Origin of the sequence: Rhodococcus parequi (genome assembly GCF_046042785.1) — a bacterium.
Lineage (GTDB): Bacteria > Actinomycetota > Actinomycetes > Mycobacteriales > Mycobacteriaceae > Prescottella > Prescottella parequi.
In genome coordinates, this window is record NZ_JBDLNV010000012.1 from 18,084 (window position 1) to 41,250 (window position 23,167).

Sequence of the window (23,167 nt, forward strand, 5' to 3'; positions counted from 1 at the left end):
GTATTCGACAGTTGCGCGCCAGTAGGACCGAGGAGGCCACGTGGACTACATCGAGAAGATGAAATCTATCGCTGCGGACAAGTATGCGCAGCTTTACGAGGGTGTGGAGGAAATCGTCTATGTGGACTTTCCTGACTATCCGAATGTGGGAGACTCTGCAATAGCCCTTGGGCAGTACGAGTTCTTCGCTCGGTCCGGTATTTCGATCCGCCGAACGTACTGCATCGGAACGCTCGGAAGGTCGGCTTATCAGTCCCGTATTCCGGTCGTCATCAATGGTGGCGGAAACATCGCAGGATTCTTTGACGGGATCGACAGGCATCGCAACGGCTTGGCGACGCGCCTGCGCGACTCGACGCTGCTAATCCAGGCACCCCAATCGATCCACTTCAACACAGAGCAGGCCCGACGTGAGTTTGCCGTCAAGTTTGCCTCGCGGCGTGCTCTCAGGATGAGTGTGAGGGATCGCGAAGGCATCACCGCACTGTCCGGGGTTCTCGAATCTGTGCTGCTCGCGCCGGATGCGGTCCATCATCTTGGTTCGATCGCTGCACCCGATCCCGTGAGAAGGGTTGCTGTCCTGGCGCGCCGGGACCGCGAATCCGCAGGAAGCGCTGCGATCTCCGGCTCCTTCGACTGGCCGCGGGACCCCTTCCCGCTCAGCTATCAGACAAGCCTGCGTTGGAAGACGAAGTACTTGGGGCCAGTCGGACAACTCCTCAACCCTTCGGTCGCCCAGTGGCGGGCGATCGCTGCGCAGCGACTGGCTCGAGGGGTTGACCTGCTGGCGGCAGGCGAGTACATCGTCACTGACAGATTGCATGCCATGCTGATCGCGTTGCAGATGGGCCGTCCAGTTGTTGCTGTAGACAACAACAACCGCAAGCTGTCGAAGTACGCAGAAACATGGTTCGGCGCGGCTCAACCGCCTCTGACATTTGCCAACAGTTTTGAAGCTGCGATGAAAGTCAAGATCAGTGCTTGATAGCAGTGTGTTGTGAAATCTCTCGTTTGGGCCTTTCTGGAACGCGTGTTGCCGAGAGCCGCCTCAGCGGTCATTATGCTGGGTCTGGCAGCATTCTTGACGCCGGAGATCGTCGGCGTTTACGCGCTCGGAATTCTTGCCACTACGCTCTATCAGGCGGCCAGCGACACCGCGATCAGGCAAATTGCGGTATCGGCGGTCGTTGCAGAGAGTGGTCAAAAGTTCCTGCGCCGATATGCTTGGATTTCCACCGTCGCTGGAATGGTGTTTCTCTCGGTAAGCCTCGTCGCAATATTCGCTTTTACGCCGACGGAAGTGAGTGGCCAAGTTGTCTTCTTGATACCTCTGGTCACAGTTCCGGGGCTCATGGCGGCCCGCGTGATGGCAATCGCTCGAATGCAGATGGCTGGCAAATGGAGGGAGTTGGCGACCTACCAACTGATCGGGACTGCTGCGTCCTTCGCGATCAGCGTTCCGGTTCTTTTGCTTACCCGCAGCCTTCTCGCTTCTTCGCTGCAGATAGTGATCACTGAACTCACTTTCACATTGCTCACCGTAAAGGCAGCGCGATCCCTTCCCGCTGCGCAGGAGACTCGCGAAGAGTGTTCTCATCCACCCCTCGGGAAGGAATTCGGGCATCTTGCGATGTACTCCGTGCTCGCATGGTTTCAGAGTCAGACGGACCGGGTGCTGATGGGGCCAGTGGCGGGGTCAACTGCACTGGGTCTTTTTTCGGTTGCGAATTCGGTTGCTCGCAGCGGCGGTGATGCCGTCTCCACATCGACGGCGAATGTGCTTCGCCCGGAACTTCTCACAAATCGTGACTTGACTCCTAGGCAAATAGGTGAACGCGCTGATCGGGTGCTGGCGAAGGCGGTGCTAATTTCTGCCGGCGCGACCGCGGTCACCCTCCTAGGAATCGACCTCGTGTTGCGCCCGATACTAAGCTCCCAGTGGGATTATGCCCTCGCCACGGCGAGAATTATTAGTCTCACAATCATCCCAACCCTATTCTCGTGGAGTATGACCGTCGTACTGGTCGCGGCGGGCCGTACGAAGTGGGCCGCCCCGATCAAGTTCTTGGGCATTCCGATGGCGGTGCCGATCGCTGTGGTAGCGGCACATTCACTGCTGTGGGCGGGCGCGTTCGTTGTTGTCCGTGAAGTTGTACTGCTGGTGCTGCTTATCGCAAGTTCGGGCGGCGCCTATCCCGGGCGTTCTCTCCGAACAGGCGCCGCCCTCTGGCTGGCTATGTGTGCCGCCGTTGGTGCAAGTTTCTGGGTGTTTGGATAGTCTGCGCGCCGTGCGGTCGGATGCCCACGAGAGGCGCCGACAACGGGGCTATTCTGCGCAAACAGCGACATCCGTTGTGACGACGGCCGAATCTACCAGGGGCTGAACCGGCACGACCGGTGCCTTCGAGGATGCCGGCTCGGTCAGTTCGTAGACGACCTCGACGGTCTTGCCCTGCGGAATCGGGAACTGTAGATCGTAGACAGGGTGCCCGAGTTCGGCGCCGGTGAAGGCGAAGGCAGGTTTGCCGTCGACGGTGACCTTGCCGAGCTTCGCTCCCTGGGTGGCGACGAGGGACAGGTTGGTCAGGTTGGTGCCGGCGGGTGCGCCCATCGGGTTGTCGAACATGCCGGCGACATACTTGGTGTAGTCGCCTGGCGGCAAGGTGTTGGTCAACCGGACCTTCACCGTGGTGGCGCGGGTGTCGCCCGAGCAGCTGTCTGCCGTGTACTCGATCTCGCGGTGCAGGTAGTAGTCGAGCTTGTTGCCGCCCAGATTGTTCACGACCACACCGGCGTAGGGTGCGTCGTCCTCCGGAACGACATGTCCCAGTGCCGTATCGGCCAGTACACTCTGTTCGTCGGGGTGTGAGCTCCACACCGCGAGACGGCCCTCGCTCGCCGCTTTTCCGAGTGCCTCCAGCAGGGCCTGCGGGTGGGAGATCTTGCCGGTCATTCGTTCGACGACCTTGCCTGCAATCAACTGCAGGTACTGCTTTCGCGCGTTGTTGTCGGTGCCGAACCGGGTATAGGCAGTCGATTCCGTCAGCTCCACCACGTTGTCGGCCGTCACCTTCTCACCGTCGGGCAGGACGACCGGGCCGACGACGTCCAGTACGTAGCTGAGGGCGACGGGATCGGTCGCGATGACGCCGTCCACCTGCATTCCGGATTCCTGGGCCCACAGCGACCGCCAGATCTGCGCGGCGTAGGGGAAGTGCGAACTGGCGTTGCTGTTCCGGAAGTCCGTGGTGGGTCGACTCTGACCGTACTGACGCTCGAAATCGGGTCCCAGGTCTATTCCCTGCTTGCCGGCGAGTGACAGTTCCCGGTTGCTCGCGAGTTCGTCGACCCGAACACCGCCGTCCACCGCGTGCAACTCGCCGAAGCCGCCGAGAAGACCACCGGTTCCGCGGGCCTCCGCGTTGGTCTGGAATCCGATGAAATAGTTGCGGGGTCCGTCCGCCCCGAGCATCGCGGGTGCGATGTCCGCAGCTGTCGAGACGTTGCCGAGAAGCGACGACAGTTCGGCGGTCTGATTCACGAGTTCTTCTCGAGGAACATCGATCTGGCTCACGAACGTGCTGTCGATCCCCGACGCCCGCGTGGCGAGGTCGTCGGCAGCGGCGGCAGTCTCGGTGAGCACCGGGGCAGCGTCCCGGAGTGCGGCGAGGTTGATGCGTGCGCCGTCCAGCAGTAGCTGGTCCGGGGACAGAGCCGCGCCGGCCTGGACGGCGGGCCTGAGCACGTCGGAGGTGAGTCCCTGAACGACGTCGGAGATTTGCCGGGTGGTGTCGAACGGTCCACCGATGCCCGGGATCGCTGACGCGACTCGCCAGCTGACCGAATCGGTGGCGTCCTTCGCGCGGGCGGCGTATCGGTCCGCGTCGTCGGCGGAGCGTGCCGCCTCCTCCGAGTTACCCGCCAGTAGAGCATCTTTCGTCTGTGTCGCAAAACCGGCTGCCTGTTCAAGATTCAACTTGATCTGGTTCGCCTCGTACGCGACATAACCGCCCCAGGCGACCGCCACGGCCGCTGCGGAGGCGGTGCCGATGACAATTCGGCGCCGGCGTTTTCGTTGTGTCGCTGCAGGTTGAACGGTTCTGCGTCGATTCGTGCGACGCCGTGACGGCGCTTCCTCCCCGATGTCGACCGGAGAATCCTCGGACTTCGTCTGCTCCACGCGGTGAGCCCCCTTCGCTCGTGCTCTGTCAGGCAGGCTAACCCGTATCCGGACTGATCGAGCGTTCAAGTGGTGAACGGTTCGCACGCACAGTAAGTTGGATCCGTCCGATTCTGGCAGGTGGGATCGGATGGGCTTCGTCGGGGCGGCAACGCAGTTCGGGGACGGGGTTGTCGGGACGCCTGTTCGGAAACGAGGGGGTCGGCGTGCGTCCGTTCCCGCTGGCGCCGGCACAGAAGGCGCTTCTGGTCGCGCAGCAGCTGTTGCCGGATATCGCCATGACCGTCGCGGAGTACCTCGAGGTGCGCGGCGACATCGACAGCGCACTGTTCATCGAGGCCTGTGATCAGGCCGCTCGCGACATCGGTTCGGGGACCGTCGTTCTCGTCGAGGTCGACGGGGACGTACTGCAGACTCCGGTACCCGATATCGATGATCGGCCGCACTTCCTGGATCTCTCGGACGCCGACGATCCGCATGCGGCCGCTCTCGACTGGATGACCGAGCGCACCACCCGGCCGATCGACCTGTTTTCGGACCGCCTCGCGGAGATGACGCTGATCCGCCTCCGCGACGGACTGCACTACCTGCACTACTTCGCCCACCACATCGTCATGGACGGGTCGGCGGCGCAGGTCCTGACGGACCGCATCTCCGAGGTGTATGCCGCTCTGGTCGAGGGCGTCGAACCTCCGCCGACGTCGACGGCGCCCGTCGAAGAGGTGTGGCGGAGCGTCGTCGCCTACAACGGAACCACCCGGGAAGCGTCGGATCGGGAGTACTGGAAGCAACGACTGGTCGACCTGCCGCCATCCGTTTCGATCGCCGATCGGCCGGGCCCGGTCTCGACCCCCGCGCTGCGTTCGCCCGGTGAACTCCCCGCCGGCACACTCACCGGCGGCAGCGGGGCGGCGATGCCCGACGTTCCGGCGATCGTCGCCGGCTTCGCCGCCTATCTCTCCCGGGTACTCGGTGTGGACGACGTCGTGCTGAGTCTTCCGGTGTCCGCGCGCACGACCGCGCTGCTGCGCCGATCAGCGGGATCGGTGTCGAACGTCGTGCCGCTGAGGGTGCGGGTGGCTCCGTCGGACACGGTCGAGGACCTCGTGCGGCGGGTACAGGTCGAGATGACGGGTGCGCTTCGCCACCAGCGCTTCCGCTACGAGGAGATGCTTCGGGACCTGCCCGACGGCGAGGGACGAACGGGACTCGGCGGAGTGTTCGGGCCGATCGTCAACATCCTGCAGTTCCCGCAGACCGTGGAGTTCGGTCCCGTCACGGGAGAACTGTTCGTCCTGTCGACGGGTCCGGTCGAAGATCTGTCGCTCACGGTGTACCCCGGCGGAGCGGACCGGGTCACCCGCGTGGATTTCGAAGCGAACCCGTCCCGGTACTCCGCCGATTCCCTTCTCCGGCATCACCGTCGGCTGCTCGCCTTCCTGGCGGCCTTCGCTGCGTCCGGAGCGCAGCTCGTCTCGGACGTGCCGTTCGGCCTTCCCGGCGAGACGACTGGACTCACCCCCGCGGAGGGGCGGCCGGTATCGACCCGTGAAGTGCTGCTTCCGGACGCCCTCGCCCGCCACGCCCACTCCGGCGGGGTCGCGGTGCGCGCGGCCGGTGAGGAGATCACCTACGCGGAGCTCGACGCGCGGTCCTCGGCGTTGGCCCGTCGGCTCATCTCGCTCGGATGTGGGCCGGAGGCGGCGGTGGCGGTGCTGCTGCCGCGATCGATCGATTCGGTTGTGGCGCTGTGGGCGATCGCGAAGTCCGGCGCCGCCTACGTCCCGGTCGACCCGACTCTTCCGCCTCTGCGGCTGGCGCAACACCTGAGCCTCGTCCGGGTCGCCATCGGCCGCGACGTGGAGGTGCCGGGGGACGTCCTGGTTGTCGAGCCGGAGGCGCCGGGCCTGTCGACGGCCCCGGTCACCGACGCCGATCGGGTACGGCCACTCCGTGCCGACAACCCCGCGTGGATCATCCACACTTCCGGGTCGACCGGACGCCCCAAGGCGGTGGTGGTTTCACACCGCGGCATCGCCGGTCTGCTCGCGACCCTCCGTACCGGCTACACCGCCACTCCCGATTCGCGCGTGCTGCACATCGCATCGCTGTCGTTCGACGCCTCGATCCAGGAGATCCTGACGGCTGCCGACGCGGGTGCCACCCTGGTGATCGCGGACAGCGACGTGGTCGCGGGTGACCCACTGGCCCAGCTGATCGCGGCGGAAGGCGTGACGCACGTCCTGTCGTCGCCCGCGGTGCTGGCGGCGACCCCGTCGGACGGGGTACCGGCGCTGCGCATGTTGGATGCCGGCGGCGAGGTATTGCCGGTGCCCGTCGCCCGGCGGTGGGCCGAGCACCGCACCATGGTCAACGCCTACGGCCCGACCGAGACCACGATCCTCGCGGCGGTCAGCGATCGCATCGACCCCACGATGCTCGCCGGAGCACCGTCGGTTCCGGTCGGCCGGCCGGTGGACGGTTCGTCGATCGTCGTCCTCGATGGGCGCCTGCGGGCCTGCCCGCCCGGTGTCGTCGGCGAGGTCTACGTGCTGGGGTCGTCGCTCGCCCGTGGGTACGCCGGCGAGCCCGCATCGACCGCGGCGCGGTTCGTGGCCTCGCCCTTCGGTGAGGGCCGGATGTATCGCACCGGGGACCTGGCCCGATGGAGCGCGAGCGGCGACCTCGACATCGTCGGACGTGTCGACCATCAGATCCAGTTGCGCGGAATTCGCGTCGAACCGGGCGAGGTCGACGCGGTGCTCGTCACGCGTCGCGGTGTCCGCGCGGCCGCCACCGTCGCGGTCCACGAACGGCTGGTGACCTTCGTCTGCGGTGAGGGGCTCCGGCCCGATCGGTTGCGCGAGTGGCTCGCCGAGCGTTTGCCGGCGCACGCCGTTCCCACTGAGGTCGTGCTTCTCGACGCCCTGCCGTTGACCGCGAGTGGCAAGGTCGACCGCGCGGCCCTCGCCGACCGGGCTCCCACACCGGACGGCGTGCAGGGCCGGAGGGCTCACGGTGTGGTGGAGGAACTCGTCGCTGACGCGATGCATCGGATCCTCGGTGTCGAGGTGGACGCATCGGCGGACTTCTTCGACCACGGCGGAAACTCGCTCAGCGCCTCGCGCCTCGCGGCCCGGATCTCCGCTGTCACCGGGCGCGACGTCTCCGTCCGGGACGTGTTCGCCCGGAGGACTGCCACCGGGTTGGCGGCCGTCGTGGCGGGCGCGGCGGAACGCCCGGCGCTCTACGCCGCCGGCGACGGCTCCGCCCTCCCCGCCCCGGCTCAGCGGCGACTGTGGCTGCAGCACCGTATCGATCGCACGAGCACCGCCTACCACGTCCCGTTCGTCCTCGATCTCGCGGGAACGCTGTCGGAACAGGCGTTGCGCGACGCCCTACGTGACGTCCTGCGGCGGCACACGCAGCTGCGGACGGTGCTGGCCGAGGGCACCGACGGCGAACCGCGGCCCCGGCTCGTGGCGCCCGACGATGCCGTGAGCTTCGAGACGGTCGAGTTCCGGAACCATGCCGAATCCCACGGACTCACCGACGAATTCGTCTCGCGACCCTTCGATCTCGGGCACGACGTTCCGATCCGATTCGCCCTGCACCGGTTCGACGACCGGCATCACGAACTCCTCGTCGTGGCTCATCACATCGCCCTCGACGGACTCTCCTTCACGCCGCTGATCACCGACCTCACCGCCGCGTACACCGCTCGGTGCGCGGGCGAGGCGCCCGGCTGGAGTCCGTTGCCGGTGGACTACGCGGACTACGCGCGCTGGCAGCGGGACCTGCTCGAGTCCGGGGTCCGCGCCGGCGATCTCGCGTACTGGCAGCGGGCGCTCGACGGCGCTGCCGCCGTCCAGCGCCTGCCACTGGATCGATCACGGCCGGCAACACCCGGTCGCGCCGAGCGCATCACGGTGCACCTCGACTCCGAGGTACGGGCGATGCTCGGCGGTGTCGCCCGAGACATCGACGCCACGGTGTTCATGGTGCTGCACTCGGCGGTCGCGGTGTTGCTGTCGGCGGTCACCGGAACGTCGGACACCCTGGTGGGAACCCCTGAGTCCGGCCGCAACGATCCCCTCCTGGAACCGCTGGTCGGCATGTTCGTGGGCACCGTCGCGCTACGAGCACAGGTGGATCGCGACGCGGCCTTCACCGACCTCGTCACTGCCGTACGGCACTTCGACGTCGAGGCGTTCGTCCACGGCACGACACCGTTCGACCTCGTCCAGGAGGCCTGCGGCGTCGTCCCGCTGCAGGCGATGCTCGCGTACGAGAGCTTCGCCGATCCCGCCCTCGCGTGGCCGGGCCTCGAGGTCAGCGGGCGGCCCGTGCCGGGAACGGACGCACGTTCCGACCTCGAGATCGCCGCGCGCGAGACCTCGGACGGCCTCGAGCTCGGTTTCGTGTACGACTCGGCCGTCCTGGACCGACGCTCGGTACAGGGCTGGGCGAATCTGCTCGAGACGATCCTCGGCAGGGTTGCCGCGGACCCGAACCGGCGGATCGCGGATCTCGTGACCGGCGGGGCCCCCGACCACGGTCTCGCCGTGACGCGGACACCGATCACGCTGTCCGACATCGCGAACGGACCGACCCGCGTCGTCGACGCGACGGGAGCCGCACGCGACATCACGCCGGAGGCGGAGTCGTTGGCCCGGCACCTGCTCGCTCTGGGCGTGCAGTGCGGGGAGTTCGTCGGGGTCCTGCTGCCGCGTTCCGTCGACGCCGTGACCGCGGTCCTCGCGGTTGCCCGGTCCGGGGCAGCCTTCGTGCCGATCGACCCGCATCAGCCGGCGCACCGCATCACGACGATCCTCGCCGACAGCGGCGCACGGTTCGTGATCGCACGAGCAGACGCCGGTCTTCCCGACGGTGCGCACAGGATCGACCCCGACACGAGACGCACCACAGGACGTCTCGCACACGGATACTTCCCGACGCCGCACCCCGACGCCCCGGCGTACGCGATCTACACCTCGGGCTCGTCCGGCCTCCCCAAGGGCGTGGTCGTGACGCACCGTGGTCTCGGTCCGCTGACGACGGCCCTGCGGCGGTCGTTCGGCATCACGGAACGATCCCGCGTGCTGCACGCCGCGTCACCCGCCTTCGACGCGTCGATCCTCGAGTACCTGCTCGTCCTCGGATCCGGCGCGACCCTGGTCGTGGTGCCGGACGGCGTGCACGGTCCCGATGGGATCGCCGACATCGTTCGTGCACAACGGATCACGCACTGGTTCTCCACGCCTGCCGTGCCCGCGCAGATCGCCCCGGACGGTCTCGACGGCGTGCGCGTCCTGGGGCTGGGCGGCGAGGCGTGGTCGTCGGACACCGCGGCCCGATGGGCGCCGGGGCGCACGCTGCTCAATCTCTACGGACCCACCGAGTCGTCCATCGTCGCGACGATCAGCCGACCGATCGACGGGCTGTCGACTCCGCCGATCGGCGTGCCGGTCGACGGATCCGTCGCCGCCGTGCTCGACGCCGAACTGCGGCCGGTCGCGGTCGGAGCGGTCGGGGAGTTGTATATCGCCGGTCCGGGGCTCGCCCGGGGGTATCTGGGCCGCCCCGCCCTGACCGCCGAACGGTTCGTCGCGTCGGTGCTCGGTCCGGGACGCATGTATCGCACGGGTGACCTGGTGCGACGGCGGACCGACGGGCAGTACGAGTTCGTCGCCCGTTCCGACCGCCAGATCCAGATCCGCGGCTTCCGTGTGGAACTCGGCGAGGTGGAGGCCGCGCTCACCGCGCATCCGGACGTCGACACCGCCATCGCCGTCGAGCACGACGGCGCGGTCGCCGCCTTCGTCCACGGCCGTGGGCACCTGGACGCCGGGCTGCTCCGAGGCTTCGCCGCGGGACGGCTTCCGCGGCACATGGTTCCCGGCGTGGTGACCGTACTGGAACGCGTCCCGTTGACGGTGGCGGGCAAGATCGACCGCGCCGCCCTGCCGGTCCCGGTCGCTCCGCGCCCGGAGAGCGGGGAGTTCCACACCGCCGGTGAGCGGGCCGTCGCGCGGATGATGTCCGAGATCCTCGGTGGCGACGACGCGCTCGGGCGCGACTCCGATTTCTTCGTCTACGGCGGCAATTCGCTGCTCGCGACGCAATTGGTGTCCCGGGTCGGTGCCACGACGGGAACCCGCATCGAGGTACGGGACGTCTTCGAGAACCCGACCGTCGCGGGCCTGGCCGCGGTCCTCGACCGGGTCACGGAGTCGCCGGTTCCGTGGCAACCGAGCAGCAGCGACGAACCTGCCCCGCTGTCGCCGGCGCAGCAGCGGATGTGGGTCGTCGCCCGTCGCAGTCCGTCCGCAGCGGACAACATCGCGTTCGTCCTCGAGATCACGGGGGACCTCGACACGGACGCGCTGCGGACCGCGGTGTCGGACGTGCTCGACCGCCACGAGGCGCTGCGCACCGTTCTCCGCGACGTCGACGGCCGGCCGGTACAGATGGTCGAGCACGCGTTGCCGGTCCCCGAGGTGGTCGAGGCGCCCGACGGCTGTGCGGACCGTGTGCAGGAGTTGGCGTCCCGCCCGATCGACATCACCACCGCGCAACCCGTGCGCACAGCGCTGTACCGGACCGGGGACACGTCCCACACCCTGGCCGTCGTCGCGCACCACGCGGTGCTGGACGGACTTTCGGTGGTGCCGCTGTACCGCGATCTGGCGGAGGCGTTCCGAGCTCGGCGCCGCGGAGCGGAGCCGGACTGGGCGCCGGTCGAGATTCGGTACACCGACTATGCGCGGGCGCAGCGGCAGTTGCTCGGCGATCCGTCGGATCCGGGGAGTCGCGCCCACGACGATCTCGCGTACTGGACCGAGCGGCTCGAGACGGCACCGCAGGTGCTCGCGCTGCCCTCCGACCGGTCGCGGGACGGGGAGTCCGACTCTGCCGCAGCGGGAGCCGTCACTTTCGCGATCCCGGCGGAGCTGCACGCGGCGGTGGAGAAGGTGGCGCTGGAGTACGACGCCACCCCGTTCATGGTGGTGCACGCCGCGCTGGTGGTGTTGCTCGCGCGGCTCTCCGGCACCGACGACATCTGTGTCGGGACACCGGTATCGGGGCGCAGCGGCCCCGGCCTGGACCAACTGGTGGGGATGCTGGTCGGCACGGTCGTGCTGCGCGCCACCGTCGATCCCGCCCGGTCGTTCGTGGACCTGCTCGGACGGATCCGCCGCGACGACCTCGACGCGCTCTCCCATGCGGAGACTCCGTTCGACGACGTCGTCGCACACGTGGCCCCGCGGACCTCGCGTGCGCACCATCCGCTGTTCCAGGTGATGCTCGCCTACGAGAACTTCGTGCCCGCCGAACTCTCGCTGCCCGGACTGGACATCCGCGCTCGCGAACTCCACAGCGGCATGACGCGTTTCGATCTCGAGGTCACGCTCCGCGAGCGCGACCCGGAGATGGGCGAGGCGGCCGGGATCGACGGTGTGCTGACGTACGCGCGCGACCTGTTCGACCACGAGACGGTCAGCAGGTGGGCCGCGTGGCTCGTGCGGGTGCTCGAGACGGTCACCGACGACCCGGCCGTGGTGATCGACGCGATCGACCCGGCTGCGCGCGGTGGCGTCCTGGGCGCCCGCCCCGGCGCCGCGGCGGGCGATCTGCCGCGCGGCGTGGGCGTCGGCGTGACGTCCCTGGCCGAGTTGTTCGTGCAAAGAGCGGCCGAGAACCCCGACGCCGTCGCGGTGGTGGCGGGAGAAGAGCGCGTCACCTACCGCGAACTCGACGACCGGTCACGCTCGCTCGCCCGCAGACTCGGCGACGCGGGTGTGGTCGCCGAAGACGTGGTGGCGCTGGCACTACCGCGCTCGGTGGACCTCATCGTCGCGATGATCGCGGTCGTCCGGTCGGGAGCGGCCTATCTGCCGCTCGATCTCGCCCAGCCGCGCGAACGCCTGGACATGCTGGTCGAGCAGGCCGGGGCAACGTTGGTTCTGCACGACGGCGGCTTCCCCGGTGACAGGCCCTCGCTCGTGGTCGGTTCCACACCGGGACGGTCGGATCTTGATCGATGCGGACCCGTCGACGTCGACGTCCGGGGCGATCAGGCCGCATACGTCATCTACACGAGCGGGTCGACGGGAACGCCGAAGGGCGTGACGGTGTCTCACGCGAACGTCCTGTCGCTGCTCGCGAACACGTTCGCCGGATTCGGGTTCGGGCCGTCGGACGTGTGGACGATGTTCCATTCGCCGGCGTTCGACTTCTCGGTGTGGGAGATCTGGGGTCCGCTCGGCACGGGTGGCAGCATCGTGGTGGTCGATCACTTCGCGGCGAGGAATCCACGCGAACTACGTGAACTGCTGGTGCGGGAGCGGGTCTCCGTCCTCAACCAGACTCCGACCGCGTTCGGTCAGCTGATCGACGTGGCGGGCGACCCGGACGATCTCGCCCTGCGGCTGCTGATCTTCGGGGGCGAGGCGCTCGACGTCCGCCGGGTGGCGCCGTGGCTGGGGGCACATCCGGCGGTCCGGGCCGTCAACATGTTCGGCATCACCGAGACCACCGTGCACACGACGTGGACCGAGGTCGCGCCCGACGTTGCCGTGGACCGCAGCATCATCGGCGCCCCGCTGCCGGGGATGCGGATCGATCTGCTGGACCGGTCGCTGCGTCCCGTGCTGCCCGGCGTCATCGGTGAGATGTACCTGAGCGGTCCACAGGTGGCCCGCGGCTATCGATCGCGCCCAGGCCTGACCGCGGGGCGTTTCGTGGCCGCCGAGGACGGTGCGATCCGGTACCGCACCGGGGATCTCGCACGTCTGCGCAACGACGGAACGTACGAGTTCCGAGGCCGGGCCGACGATCAGCTGCAGGTGCGTGGGCACCGGATCGAGCCCGGCGAGATCGTCCGGGCCCTGCGCAGCGACGCCGGTGTGGTCGATGCCGCCGTCGCGGTGCGCGGCGGGCGGCTGGTGGCCTACGTCGTTCCCGGCGCGGCCCCCACGGATCGCCGCCCCGTCACCCGGACCATCGTGCGGTCCCTGCGCCGAGTGCTGCCCGACTACATGATTCCGGCTGCTGTCGTGGTGATGGATGCGTTGCCGCTCACCGCGAACGGGAAGGTCGATGCGGCGAGCCTGCCCGGCCCCGAGGACACTCCCACGGTTCCGTTCGTCACGGCGGGAGCTCACACCCCGTTCGAGGCCGTCGTGCTCGACGTCTGGAGCGGACTGCTCGGCGTCGCCGCGCCGGGTCGCGACGACGACTTCTTCGACATCGGTGGCAATTCCCTCCTCGCGACCCAGGTGGCGGGCCGACTGACGTCGACGACCGGCGTCGAGATCGGCGTCCGCGACGTGTTCGAGGCCGCCACCGCCGCGGACCTGGCGAGGACGCTCGAGGATCGGGTGGGACGTCCTCGCCGTCGCCCCGAGTTGCTCACGAGCACAACGTCGATCGACAGCGGCCAGCTCTCCCCGGGCCAGCGCCGGCTGTGGTTCCAGCACCTTCTCGATCCGGGATCCGACGTGTACAACCTGGCCTTCACGGTGCGATTCACGGGTGATCTGGTGGTCGGCGCCTTGGAGGAGGCGGTACTCGACGTCCTGGGCCGGCACCGGATCCTGCGCACGACGTACTCGACGGGTCCGGATGGGCCGCTCCAGCACGTTGTCGGTGTTCCCGCCGTCGATCTCGCCCCGGTCGCCGTTCCGGACGGGGCCCTGACAGGGTTCGTGCTGTCTCTGGCCCGCCGGCCGTTCGATCTCGAAGCGGCTCCGCCCCTGCGGTTTCGGCTGTACCGCACCGCGGACACCGAGCATGTGCTGGCGATCGTCGTCCATCACATCGCGGCCGACGGATGGTCGCTCGATCCCTTGCTGACCGATCTCGCGGAGGCCTACAGCGCGCGGGTGGAGGGGCGGCGCCCGCGGTGGTCGCCGTTGCCGCTCGACTATCTGGACCATGCGCGGTGGCAGTCCACGCACGCCGATGCGGATCTCGATCACTGGATGGGTGTGCTCGACGGCGCCCCCGCCGAATCGTCACTGCCACAGGACCGGATTCGATCGGAGATGGTGAGCACCGAGATCGGAACCGTCCCCGTCCGCCTCGACGGTGAACCGGCCGAGAGGGTGGCCGCGACCGGTCGACGCCACCGTTCCACGGTGTTCATGACCATTCACGCCGCGCTGGCAGCGGTCCTCGCCCGGCACAACGGCGCCACGGACATCGTGATCGGCACCGCCGTGGCGGGACGGGGGGATCCGCGACTGGATTCACTCGTCGGCATGTTCGCCTCGACGCTGCCGCTGCGAACCGACATCGCGGCCGGCCGTACCTTCGCGGACCTGCTCGAGCACGTGCGCGAGCGAGACGTCGAGGCCTTCGCACACGCCGACACCCCGTTCGAACGGATCGTCGAGCGGATCGCCCCGGAACGGCATTCGTCGCGGCACCCGATCTTCCAGGTGGCGCTCACGGTCCGGCGCCCGGGGGAATCCCGGTTCGCGCTCCCGGGCCTCGACGTGTCCGCGGCACCGATCGAAGCGGCGAGCACGCAGTTCGACCTGCACGTCACGGTGACCGAGGGCTCCGGCAGCCTCGACTTCGAATTCGCTTATCGCAGTGACCTGTACGAGAGCGGAACGGTCGAGGCGTTCGCGGCGCGCCTGGTTCGCTTCCTCGACCGCGTGACCCTCGATCCGGGTCTGGTGATCGGTGACGTGGACCTACTGACCGGCACGGAACACAGCGCCCTGGTTCCGGCGTCCGGAGGCGGAGGACGCGTCGCGGGACTGTGGTCGCTCCTTGCTACCGGTGCGGTGGGCCATCTCGACCGCGTCGCGGTCGTCGCAGGCGAGCACACCGTCACCTATCGCGAACTCGTCGACCGCAGCGAATCCCTCGCCCGTGAACTCGTCTCGCGGGGTGCGGGCCCCGGAGTGCCGGTCACGTGCGCGGTTGCGCGTTCGCTCGAGTCGGTCGCGGCGGTGTGGGCGATCGCCCGCACCGGCGCGGCTCCCGTGATGATCGACCCGGATCATCCCGACGCACGGATCCGGCAGATGCTCTCGGTGTCCGGCGCCCGCATCGGAGTCGCCACGGGCGAGCGGATCGACACCCTGCCGTCGGGCATCGACTGGATCGATGTCGCGGCTTCGGGCACGGCGGACCTCGTGGACCCGGTGACCCGGCCCGACGACGTCGCGTACGTGGTGTTCACCTCCGGCACGACCGGGCGCCCGAAGGCCGTCGCGCTCACGGCACGCGGTCTCGGTGCCTTCGGCGACGACCTCGGCGAGGTCTTCGGCGCCGATGCCGAATCGTCAGTCCTGCACGTCTCCGGCCCCGGGTTCGACATGGCGCTGTTGGAGATCCTGCTGGCGGGCATGTCCGGCGCCCGGCTGGTGGTGGCGGGTGAACACGCCTACGGGGGTCCGGAACTGGCAGCATTGATGACCGGCGAACGCGTCACCCACGCGTGCCTGACCCCGTCGGTGGCGTCGAGCATCGGTACGGGTCCGTTCCCGGACCTGGCCGCGCTGATGCTCGGCGGGGAGCGGGTCTCGCCGAATCTGGTCACGCGGTGGGGCGAGGGACGCAGGCTCTACATCGGTTACGGGCCGGCCGAGGCCACGGCCTTCGCGACGTGGGCAGGCCCGCTGGCGCCGGCCGACCGACCCCTCATCGGACGACCCGCCCGTGGCATCGACGCGGTCGTGCTCGATCGACGCATGCGGCCCGTGCCGCCCGGGGTGACCGGCGAGTTGTACCTGTCCGGTGACCGCCTCGCCGCCGGGTACGCCGGAGGCCGTGCCCGGACCGCTGAGCGGTTCGTCGCCACCCACGGAGGGCGCCGCCACTACCGGACCGGAGACCTGGTGCGGTGGATCGAGACCCCGACCGGTCCGATGCTCGACTTCCGTGGACGGACCGACGATCAGGTCAAGATTCGCGGTGTCCGCGTCGAACCCGCCGAGATCGACGCCGTCCTGCGAGGCCTGCCGGGTGTCCAGAACGCCGCGACGGTGGTGCGCGAGCACGGTGCCGGCCACGCGTTGTACTCGTATGTCGTGCCGGAGAGTTGCGACCCGGCGCGGCTGCGCGAGGGACTCGTCGACCGGTTGCCCGCTCCGATGGTCCCCACCGCCATTCTCACGACGGATTCGATTCCGTTGACCCCGAACGGCAAGGTCGACGCAGCGCGGCTTCCGGCACCGGCGTTCGAGCGCACGAGCGCGCCGACGACTCCCACGGAGGCACTGGTCGCGGACGCCTACGCCGCAGCGCTCCGCACCGAGGTGGGGCGTCATGACGACTTCTTCGCCGCCGGAGGCGACTCCTTGCTCGCGACGGCCGTCGTGTCCCAGCTGCGGGCACGGGTCGAGCGCGAGGTGCCACTCCGCCTGCTGTTCGACGAGCCGACCGTCGCCGGGCTCGCTGCCGCGATCGACGCCGGCCGGTTCGCGACCGCGGACGGCGGACCGGTCGCGGTATCCCGGCCGGAGCGTCTACCGCTCAGCGGGGCTCAGCGACGGATGTGGGCGCAGCGTCGGACGGGCGGCGCCGATCGGTATCGCCTCGGGGCCCTGGTAGAACTTCACGGTCCGCTGGACCGGGATGCGTTGGAGGCGGCGCTCGCCGACGTCGTCGAGCGTCACGAGATCCTGCGGACGTCGTACGCCGACGATGCCGCCGGCCCGTACGCGGTGATCCGACCGGCCGAGGACACCCACGGACACGGCGACGCGGCTCCCCTGCGTGTGGTGCTGCGCGCAGACGGTGCCCGGTCCCACACACTCGACGTGGAGATCGACCACCTCGCTGCCGACGGCGCCTCGGTCGCGATTCTGGTGCGGGACATCGCGACCGCGTACGAGGCGCGACTCGGCGGTACGGCTCCGCGGTGGGAACCGTTGCCGCTGCAGTACATCGACTACGCGCTGTGGGAACGCGACGCGGCCGTACGCAGTCGTGACGTCGAGTTCTGGAGACATGCACTGTCGGGATTCGACCCGGCCGAGCTGCCCTCGGCCGCCGCGCCCGGGGCGGAGCCCGGATCCGTCGGTGCGATCGAGTTCGCGATCGGCCCCGACGTCGCCGGGCGGCTGTCGGACCTGGCCACGGCACGTGGGGCGACCGAGTTCATGGTGCTGCACGCGGCACTCGCCGCGACGGTGTCCCGACTCTCGGGGCACGCCGATGTCGGCATCGCGGCAGTGGTGTCGGGGCGCCGATACCCGCAACTGGCGTCCGTGGTGGGGCCGTTCGTGGACACCGTCGTGCTGCGCGCCCGGGTGGAAGCGGGCATGTCGTTCGCCGGCCTGCTGGGACAGGTGCGCGACTTCGACGTCACCGCACTGGACCGCACCGCGGCCCCGATCGAGGAGGTGCTCCGATCGGCCGGGCTGCCGACTCCGCAAGTGGCGCTGGCTTTCCAGGACTTCACGGTCCCCGCGCTGCGCGTGGGTGACCTCGGCATCGAGGCGCGCGAGACCGATCCGGCCCACGCCGACTTCGACCTCCGCTTCACGCTGTGGCGCAACGAGTCCGGCGGCCTGACGGGCCGGCTCCTGCACGACGTCTCGCGGTTCGGCGGCCCGGACGCGGAGTTGCTCGTGCGCCAGTTCACCGCCGTCGTCGATGCCGTCGCCGCCTCGCCGGAGAGCACCGTCGGGGGCCTGCCGCTGTTCACCGCCCCGGTGGAGGTTGCGGAGCCCGCCTGTGCGCCCGTGACGCTGGCCTCGATGTTGCGGGTCGCCGCGGCCACCCATCCGGACCGCGTCGCCGTGATCGACGGCGAGAACCGTCTCACGTACCGCGAGCTGGACGAGCAGTCCGACGAGTCGGCCCGCCGGATGGTCGACGACGGGATCGGCCCCGACGACGTCGTGGCGATCACGTCGGCGCGGTCGATCGAACGCCTGCGGCAGTTGTGGGCGGTGACGAAGGCGGGGGCCGCCTTCGGTCCGGAGGACATCCGGTCCGGGCTCCGCGCCGAGCTGGACTCTGCGGCGGCGGTCGACACACTCGCGTACGTCATCACGACGTCCGGCTCGACCGGCATCCCCAAGCGGGTCGCCGTGACGCACCGTGGCCTGGCGGCGCTCGCGGCCGAGGCCCGGCACCGCTACCGCGTCGGCCCCGGGGACCGTGTGCTGCACGGTTACGACCCGGCCTTCGACGCTGCGGTGCTCGAGATCCTGCTCGCCCACACATCCGGTGCGACGCTGGTCGTCGCGCCGCCGGACGTGTTCGCGGGGGCGCCTCTCCACGACCTCCTGCGACGGCGGCGGATCAGCCACTTCCTCTCCACGCCTGCGGTGCTCGCGACGATGCAGCCCGGCGGTCTCGACGATCTGCGCGTCGTGGCCAGCGGTGGCGAGAGCCTGGCCCCGGAGACCGCGCGGGTCTGGTGCGATGGTCGCCGCATGCTCGACGCGTACGGTCCCACCGAATCGACCGTCGTGGCACTGCTCGCCGAGATCGGCGCCGACGCCGGGCTGGGGGAGCCGATTCCCGGCACCGGCGTCCTGGTGCTCGACTCCGCGCTGCGTCCGGTTCCGGTCGGTGGCGTCGGCGAGATCTACCTGACGGGAGCCGGTCTCGCCCGCGGCTACCTGGATGCACCGGGGGCGACCTCGGCCCGATTCGTCGCCTCCGTGTGCGGACCCGGCCGGATGTACCGAACGGGCGACCGGGTGCAGGTGCGCGCCGACGGCCGGCTGCGTTTCCTCGGCCGCGTCGACCGCCAGCTCAAGATCCGCGGGGCACGCGTCGAGCCCGCACAGGTCGAGTCGGCGCTGCTGCAGGACGGCAGGATCAGTCGGGCCGCGGTGACGGCGGTGGACGGTGCGCTCGTCGCGTTCGTGTGCGGCGCCGGGATCGATCCCGTGGCCGTGCTGCGCGTGGCGGCCCGATCGCTGCCACCGACGTCGGTGCCGTCGCGCGTGCACGTGCTCGAGCAGATCCCGACGACGAGCAACGGCAAGACCGACTACCGGTCCCTGACCGCGCTTGCGCGCGGCCTCGCCGACACGTCCAGCAGTCGTCCACTCTCCGCGACGGAGGCAGTGGTCGGTGCGACGGTCGCCGACGTCCTCGGACACACCGTCGACATCGACGCGGGCTTCTTCGCGGTCGGGGGACACTCGCTCGCCGCCGTCGAGGTCGCGGGTCGTCTGGCGGCGTTGCTCGGCCGGGACGTCGCACCACGCGCCGTCCTCGAGGCACCCACGCTCGCGGCACTCTGCCGAATCCTCGACACCGCCGCAGGGACCGACCGGCCCGGACTCGTCCGGACCGAGACAGAACCGGTACCGATCGCGCCCGCGCAGCGTCGGCTGTGGCTGCTTCATCGCGCCGATCCCGACAGCGTCGACTACGTCCTGCCGATCGTCACGAGACTCGGCCGTTCTCTCGACCCGGACGCGCTCGCGGCGGCTGTGTGCGACGTGGTGCATCGTCACGAGGTGTTGCGGACGTACTACCCGGACGAGACACGACAGATCGTCACCGAGCCCGGCGAATTCGCGGTGCGGATCGTCCGCAATCGTCTGCCACGCCACGAGATCGATCGGCGAATCGGAGAGATGACCGCGCGGCCGGCCGACGTGACGGCGGAGGCGCCGATGCGCGCCGCGCTGCTGCGCACCGACGAGGACGAGTGGATTCTGGTCGCCGTGACGCACCACATCGCCGTGGACGGTGCGTCCGTCGCGCCGCTGCTGCGCGACGTCGCACACGCGTACTCGGCGCGAGTTGCCGGTGTCGCACCGGAGTGGGATCCACTGCCGTTGCGGTACCGCGACTTCGCGCACTGGCAGGTCCGCCTGCTCGGTGCCCTCGACGACCCGGACAGTGTCGGCGGCCGACAGCTGGCGTACTGGTCGCGGGTGCTGGCCGGCGCGCCCCGCGGCCCCCTCGCGTTGCCCGCGGACCGTCCGCGCCCGGCCGTACCGACCCACAGCGGCGGCGTCGTGCACGCGGTCGTCGGCCCCGAGCTGCACGCGGCGCTCGCCGACGTTGCGCGCGCCCAGGGCGTCACCGTGTTCATGGTTCTGCACGCAGCCCTCGCTGCCCTGCTCGCCCGCTACGGGAGCCGGGAGGACATCACTGTCGGGACGGTCGTCAGCGGACGGCCCGACGCTCGCCTGGACTCCGTCGTCGGTATGTTCGTCGGCACGCTCGCGCTGCGCACGGCGGTGGACCCCGCCGAGTCCTTCGGCGAATTCCTCCGTCGGGTGCGTGAGATCGACCTCGGTGCCTTCGCGCACGCCGACGTCCCGTTCGACGACGTCGTGGCCCGGGTCGCGCCCGAGCGAAACCCCGCGCACCACCCGTTGTTCCAGGTGTTGCTGGCACATTCGACGGCCGTGCCCGCGGTGCCCGGCCTGCCGGGCGTGGACATCGTCGACGACCTCGCGGCGGCCGCGCCGCCCGCCCAGTTCGACCTGGTGTGGGACACGACCGAGCGCGGCGACGGGCACGGTATCAACCTCCGCGTCGTCTACGCCGCCGACCTGTTCGACCCCGCCACCGTCGACGGACTCGCAGCGGCGTGGATCGGTCTGCTCGAGCAGGCCGTCGCGGACGTGTCCACGGCGGTCGGTGACCTGGCGTTGCCGGAGCACCCGCCACTGGTCGCGGACACCGCGCCGCCCGCGCGCCGCCTGGACGAGATTCTCGCGGAGACCGTGCGGCAGCACCCGGACCGAGTGGCGCTCCGCGGCAACGGCGACCGCTGGACCTACGCCGAACTGGCTGCCGCAGCGAAGGACCGGTCGGAGGAGCTACGGCTCCTCGGGGTGCGCGCGGGCGACATCGTCCCCGTCGACGCGGTCCGCGGGCCGCGCTGGGTCGTCGAGGTGTGGGCGTTGACCCGGCTCGGGGCGGCCTGGGTGCCGATCGATCCGGCGTACCCGCCGCAGCGTCGCCGCGCGCTGCTGGACGGTGCAGCGACCGGGTCGGGCGACGGCCTCGCCTATCTGCTGTTCACGTCCGGCAGCACGGGCGTACCGAAGGGCGTCGCCGTCACCCACGACGGCCTCGTGACGCTGGTGGACCTGCAGGAACGTGTACTCGGCGTGACGCCCGAATCGGTGGTGCTGCAGGCGGCGACGCCGACGTTCGACGCATCCGTGTTCGAACTACTGGCGGCCCATGCGCACGGTGCCACTCTGATCTGCGCTCCCGAGTCGACCTACGCGGGATCCGATCTGCAGCAGCTGATCGAGCACGAGGGCGTCACCCACGTGAACCTGACACCGACGGTGCTCTCGACGCTGGACCCGGGCGCGTTCACCCGATCGCTGACCGTCGTGTCGGCGGGGGAGACCCTCCCGCAGCGCGTGGCCGCCGCGTGGGCCGGCCACCGCCTGTACAACGGATACGGGCCCACCGAGTGCACCGTCGGTGCGACGCTCGGCGCCGTCGCGGGTGACAGTGCGGTGGGAATCGGACTTCCGATGGCCGGCAAGACCGTTCGTGTACTCGACGCACGACTGCGGCCGGTGCCCGCCGGGGTGGTCGGGGAGTTGTACGTGGGCGGCGCCGGGCTGGCGCGCGGCTACCACGGGGCACCCGGCACGACAGCGGGAAGATTCGTCGCCGACCCGTTCGATCCCGGCGCCCGTCTCTTCCGGACCGGCGACCTGGCACGGGTGCGGGCGGACGGTGCCGTCGAGTACGTGGGGCGCGAGGACGATCAGGTACAGATCAACGGCGTGCGCGTCGAACCGTCCGAGATCGACGCGGTCCTCGCCGCACTCGCGCCGATCCGGGCCTCCGTCACCGTGCCGATCCGGCGGGCAGCCGGCGAACGCACGCTGGTCTCCTACGTGGTGGCGAGAGCCGGGGCCACCGTCGACGCTGCGCGGGTGCGCGCCGATCTCGCGAGAGTGCTGCCGCGCCATCTCGTTCCGATCGCAGTGGTGGACGTCGAGCAGATTCCGACGACGCCGGGCGGCAAGGTGGACCGAGCCGCCCTCCCGACTCCCGATCTCGACCACCCCGGCGACGTCGACGACGAGACGCAACCCGAAGGGCCGGTGGAGCGGGCGGTGGCCGCCGCGATGGCCGACGTGCTCGGTCGGAGTTCCGTTCCTCGGGACCGGAGCTTCTTCGAACTCGGCGGGACCTCCCTCGGCGTCGTACGATTGACCGCGCGATTGCGCGAGGACCACGGCTACGACGTGGCGCTGCGCGAACTCCTCGCCGACCCCACCGTCGCGGCCATCGCGGACCGTGTCGTTGCCGGGGGCGGCGAGACGGATCCGCTGGGAACCGTGGTGGCGTTGAACGATCCCGCGAACACGACTGCGCCACCGCTGTTCTGTGTGCACCCGGTCAGCGGACTCGCGTGGTGCTACGCGGGCCTCGCGGAGTCGGTCGGTGCCCGGCCGCTGTACGGACTCCAGGCGACCGGTGAGGACCGGCTTCCGGGCGGGATCGGGGAGCTCGCGGCTCGCTACGTGGACCACGTGCGGAGGATCCAGCCGCACGGCCCCTATCACCTGCTGGGGTGGTCGTTGGGCGGAAACATCGCACACGAGATGGCCGTTCGGTTGCGAGACCTGGGAGAGGACGTGGCGAGCCTGTCGATTCTGGACGCGATGCCGGCCACCGCGGTCCCCGATGCCGCACCGCGTGATGACGTGCCCATCGCGGAGACGCCGGACGGGCTGGACGCGCGGACCGTCGAGAAGGTACTGCGGACCGGTGAGGCACTCGAGGCGATCGCGTACCTCCACCGGCCCCGGATCTTCGACGGCGACGTGACACTGTTCGTCGCGGCGCAGGAGCCCGACAGTCGGCCCGCCCTGGGAGGGCTGTGGGAGCCGTACGTGGCGGGCTCGATCACAGAGCATCTCGTGGACTGCACCCACGCGGAGATGGGTTCTGCCGACGTACTGGGCCGCGTGGCGGGACTTCTCGAGAGTACGACGGGAGGCGAGCCGTGATATCGACTCGCGCATAAGGTTATCGAAAGCTTGGCAAAGGAAATAGGAC

4 protein-coding genes are annotated in these 23,167 nt (G+C 69.6%); 3 read left to right on the forward strand and 1 reads right to left on the reverse strand.

Features of this window, described 5'->3' with window-relative positions:
• Positions 1-40: 40 nt before the first annotated feature.
• Together ABEU20_RS24450 and ABEU20_RS24455 are read left to right on the forward strand one after the other, a co-directional pair.
• On the forward strand, positions 41-985 hold the full coding sequence (locus ABEU20_RS24450) for a polysaccharide pyruvyl transferase family protein (RefSeq protein WP_420166982.1): 945 nt from the start codon (positions 41-43) through the stop codon (positions 983-985).
• A gap of 12 nt (positions 986-997) precedes the next feature.
• Complete coding sequence (locus ABEU20_RS24455) at positions 998-2,278, forward strand: oligosaccharide flippase family protein (protein ID WP_420166983.1); 1,281 nt, start codon at positions 998-1,000, stop codon at positions 2,276-2,278.
• A 48-nt stretch (positions 2,279-2,326) separates the two neighbouring features.
• Here the strand turns inward: ABEU20_RS24455 and ABEU20_RS24460 are convergent, their stop codons facing one another.
• Positions 2,327-4,144 (reverse strand): DUF4012 domain-containing protein, encoded by a 1,818-nt coding sequence (locus tag ABEU20_RS24460; protein ID WP_420166998.1) that lies wholly within the window; start codon positions 4,142-4,144, stop codon positions 2,327-2,329.
• A 242-nt stretch (positions 4,145-4,386) separates the two neighbouring features.
• Between ABEU20_RS24460 and ABEU20_RS24465 the strand changes: the two genes are divergently transcribed.
• The gene (locus ABEU20_RS24465; protein WP_420166984.1) at positions 4,387-23,118 is read left to right on the forward strand and encodes a non-ribosomal peptide synthetase; all 18,732 of its coding nucleotides are present in this window, start codon (positions 4,387-4,389) and stop codon (positions 23,116-23,118) included.
• Positions 23,119-23,167: the final 49 nt, after the last annotated feature.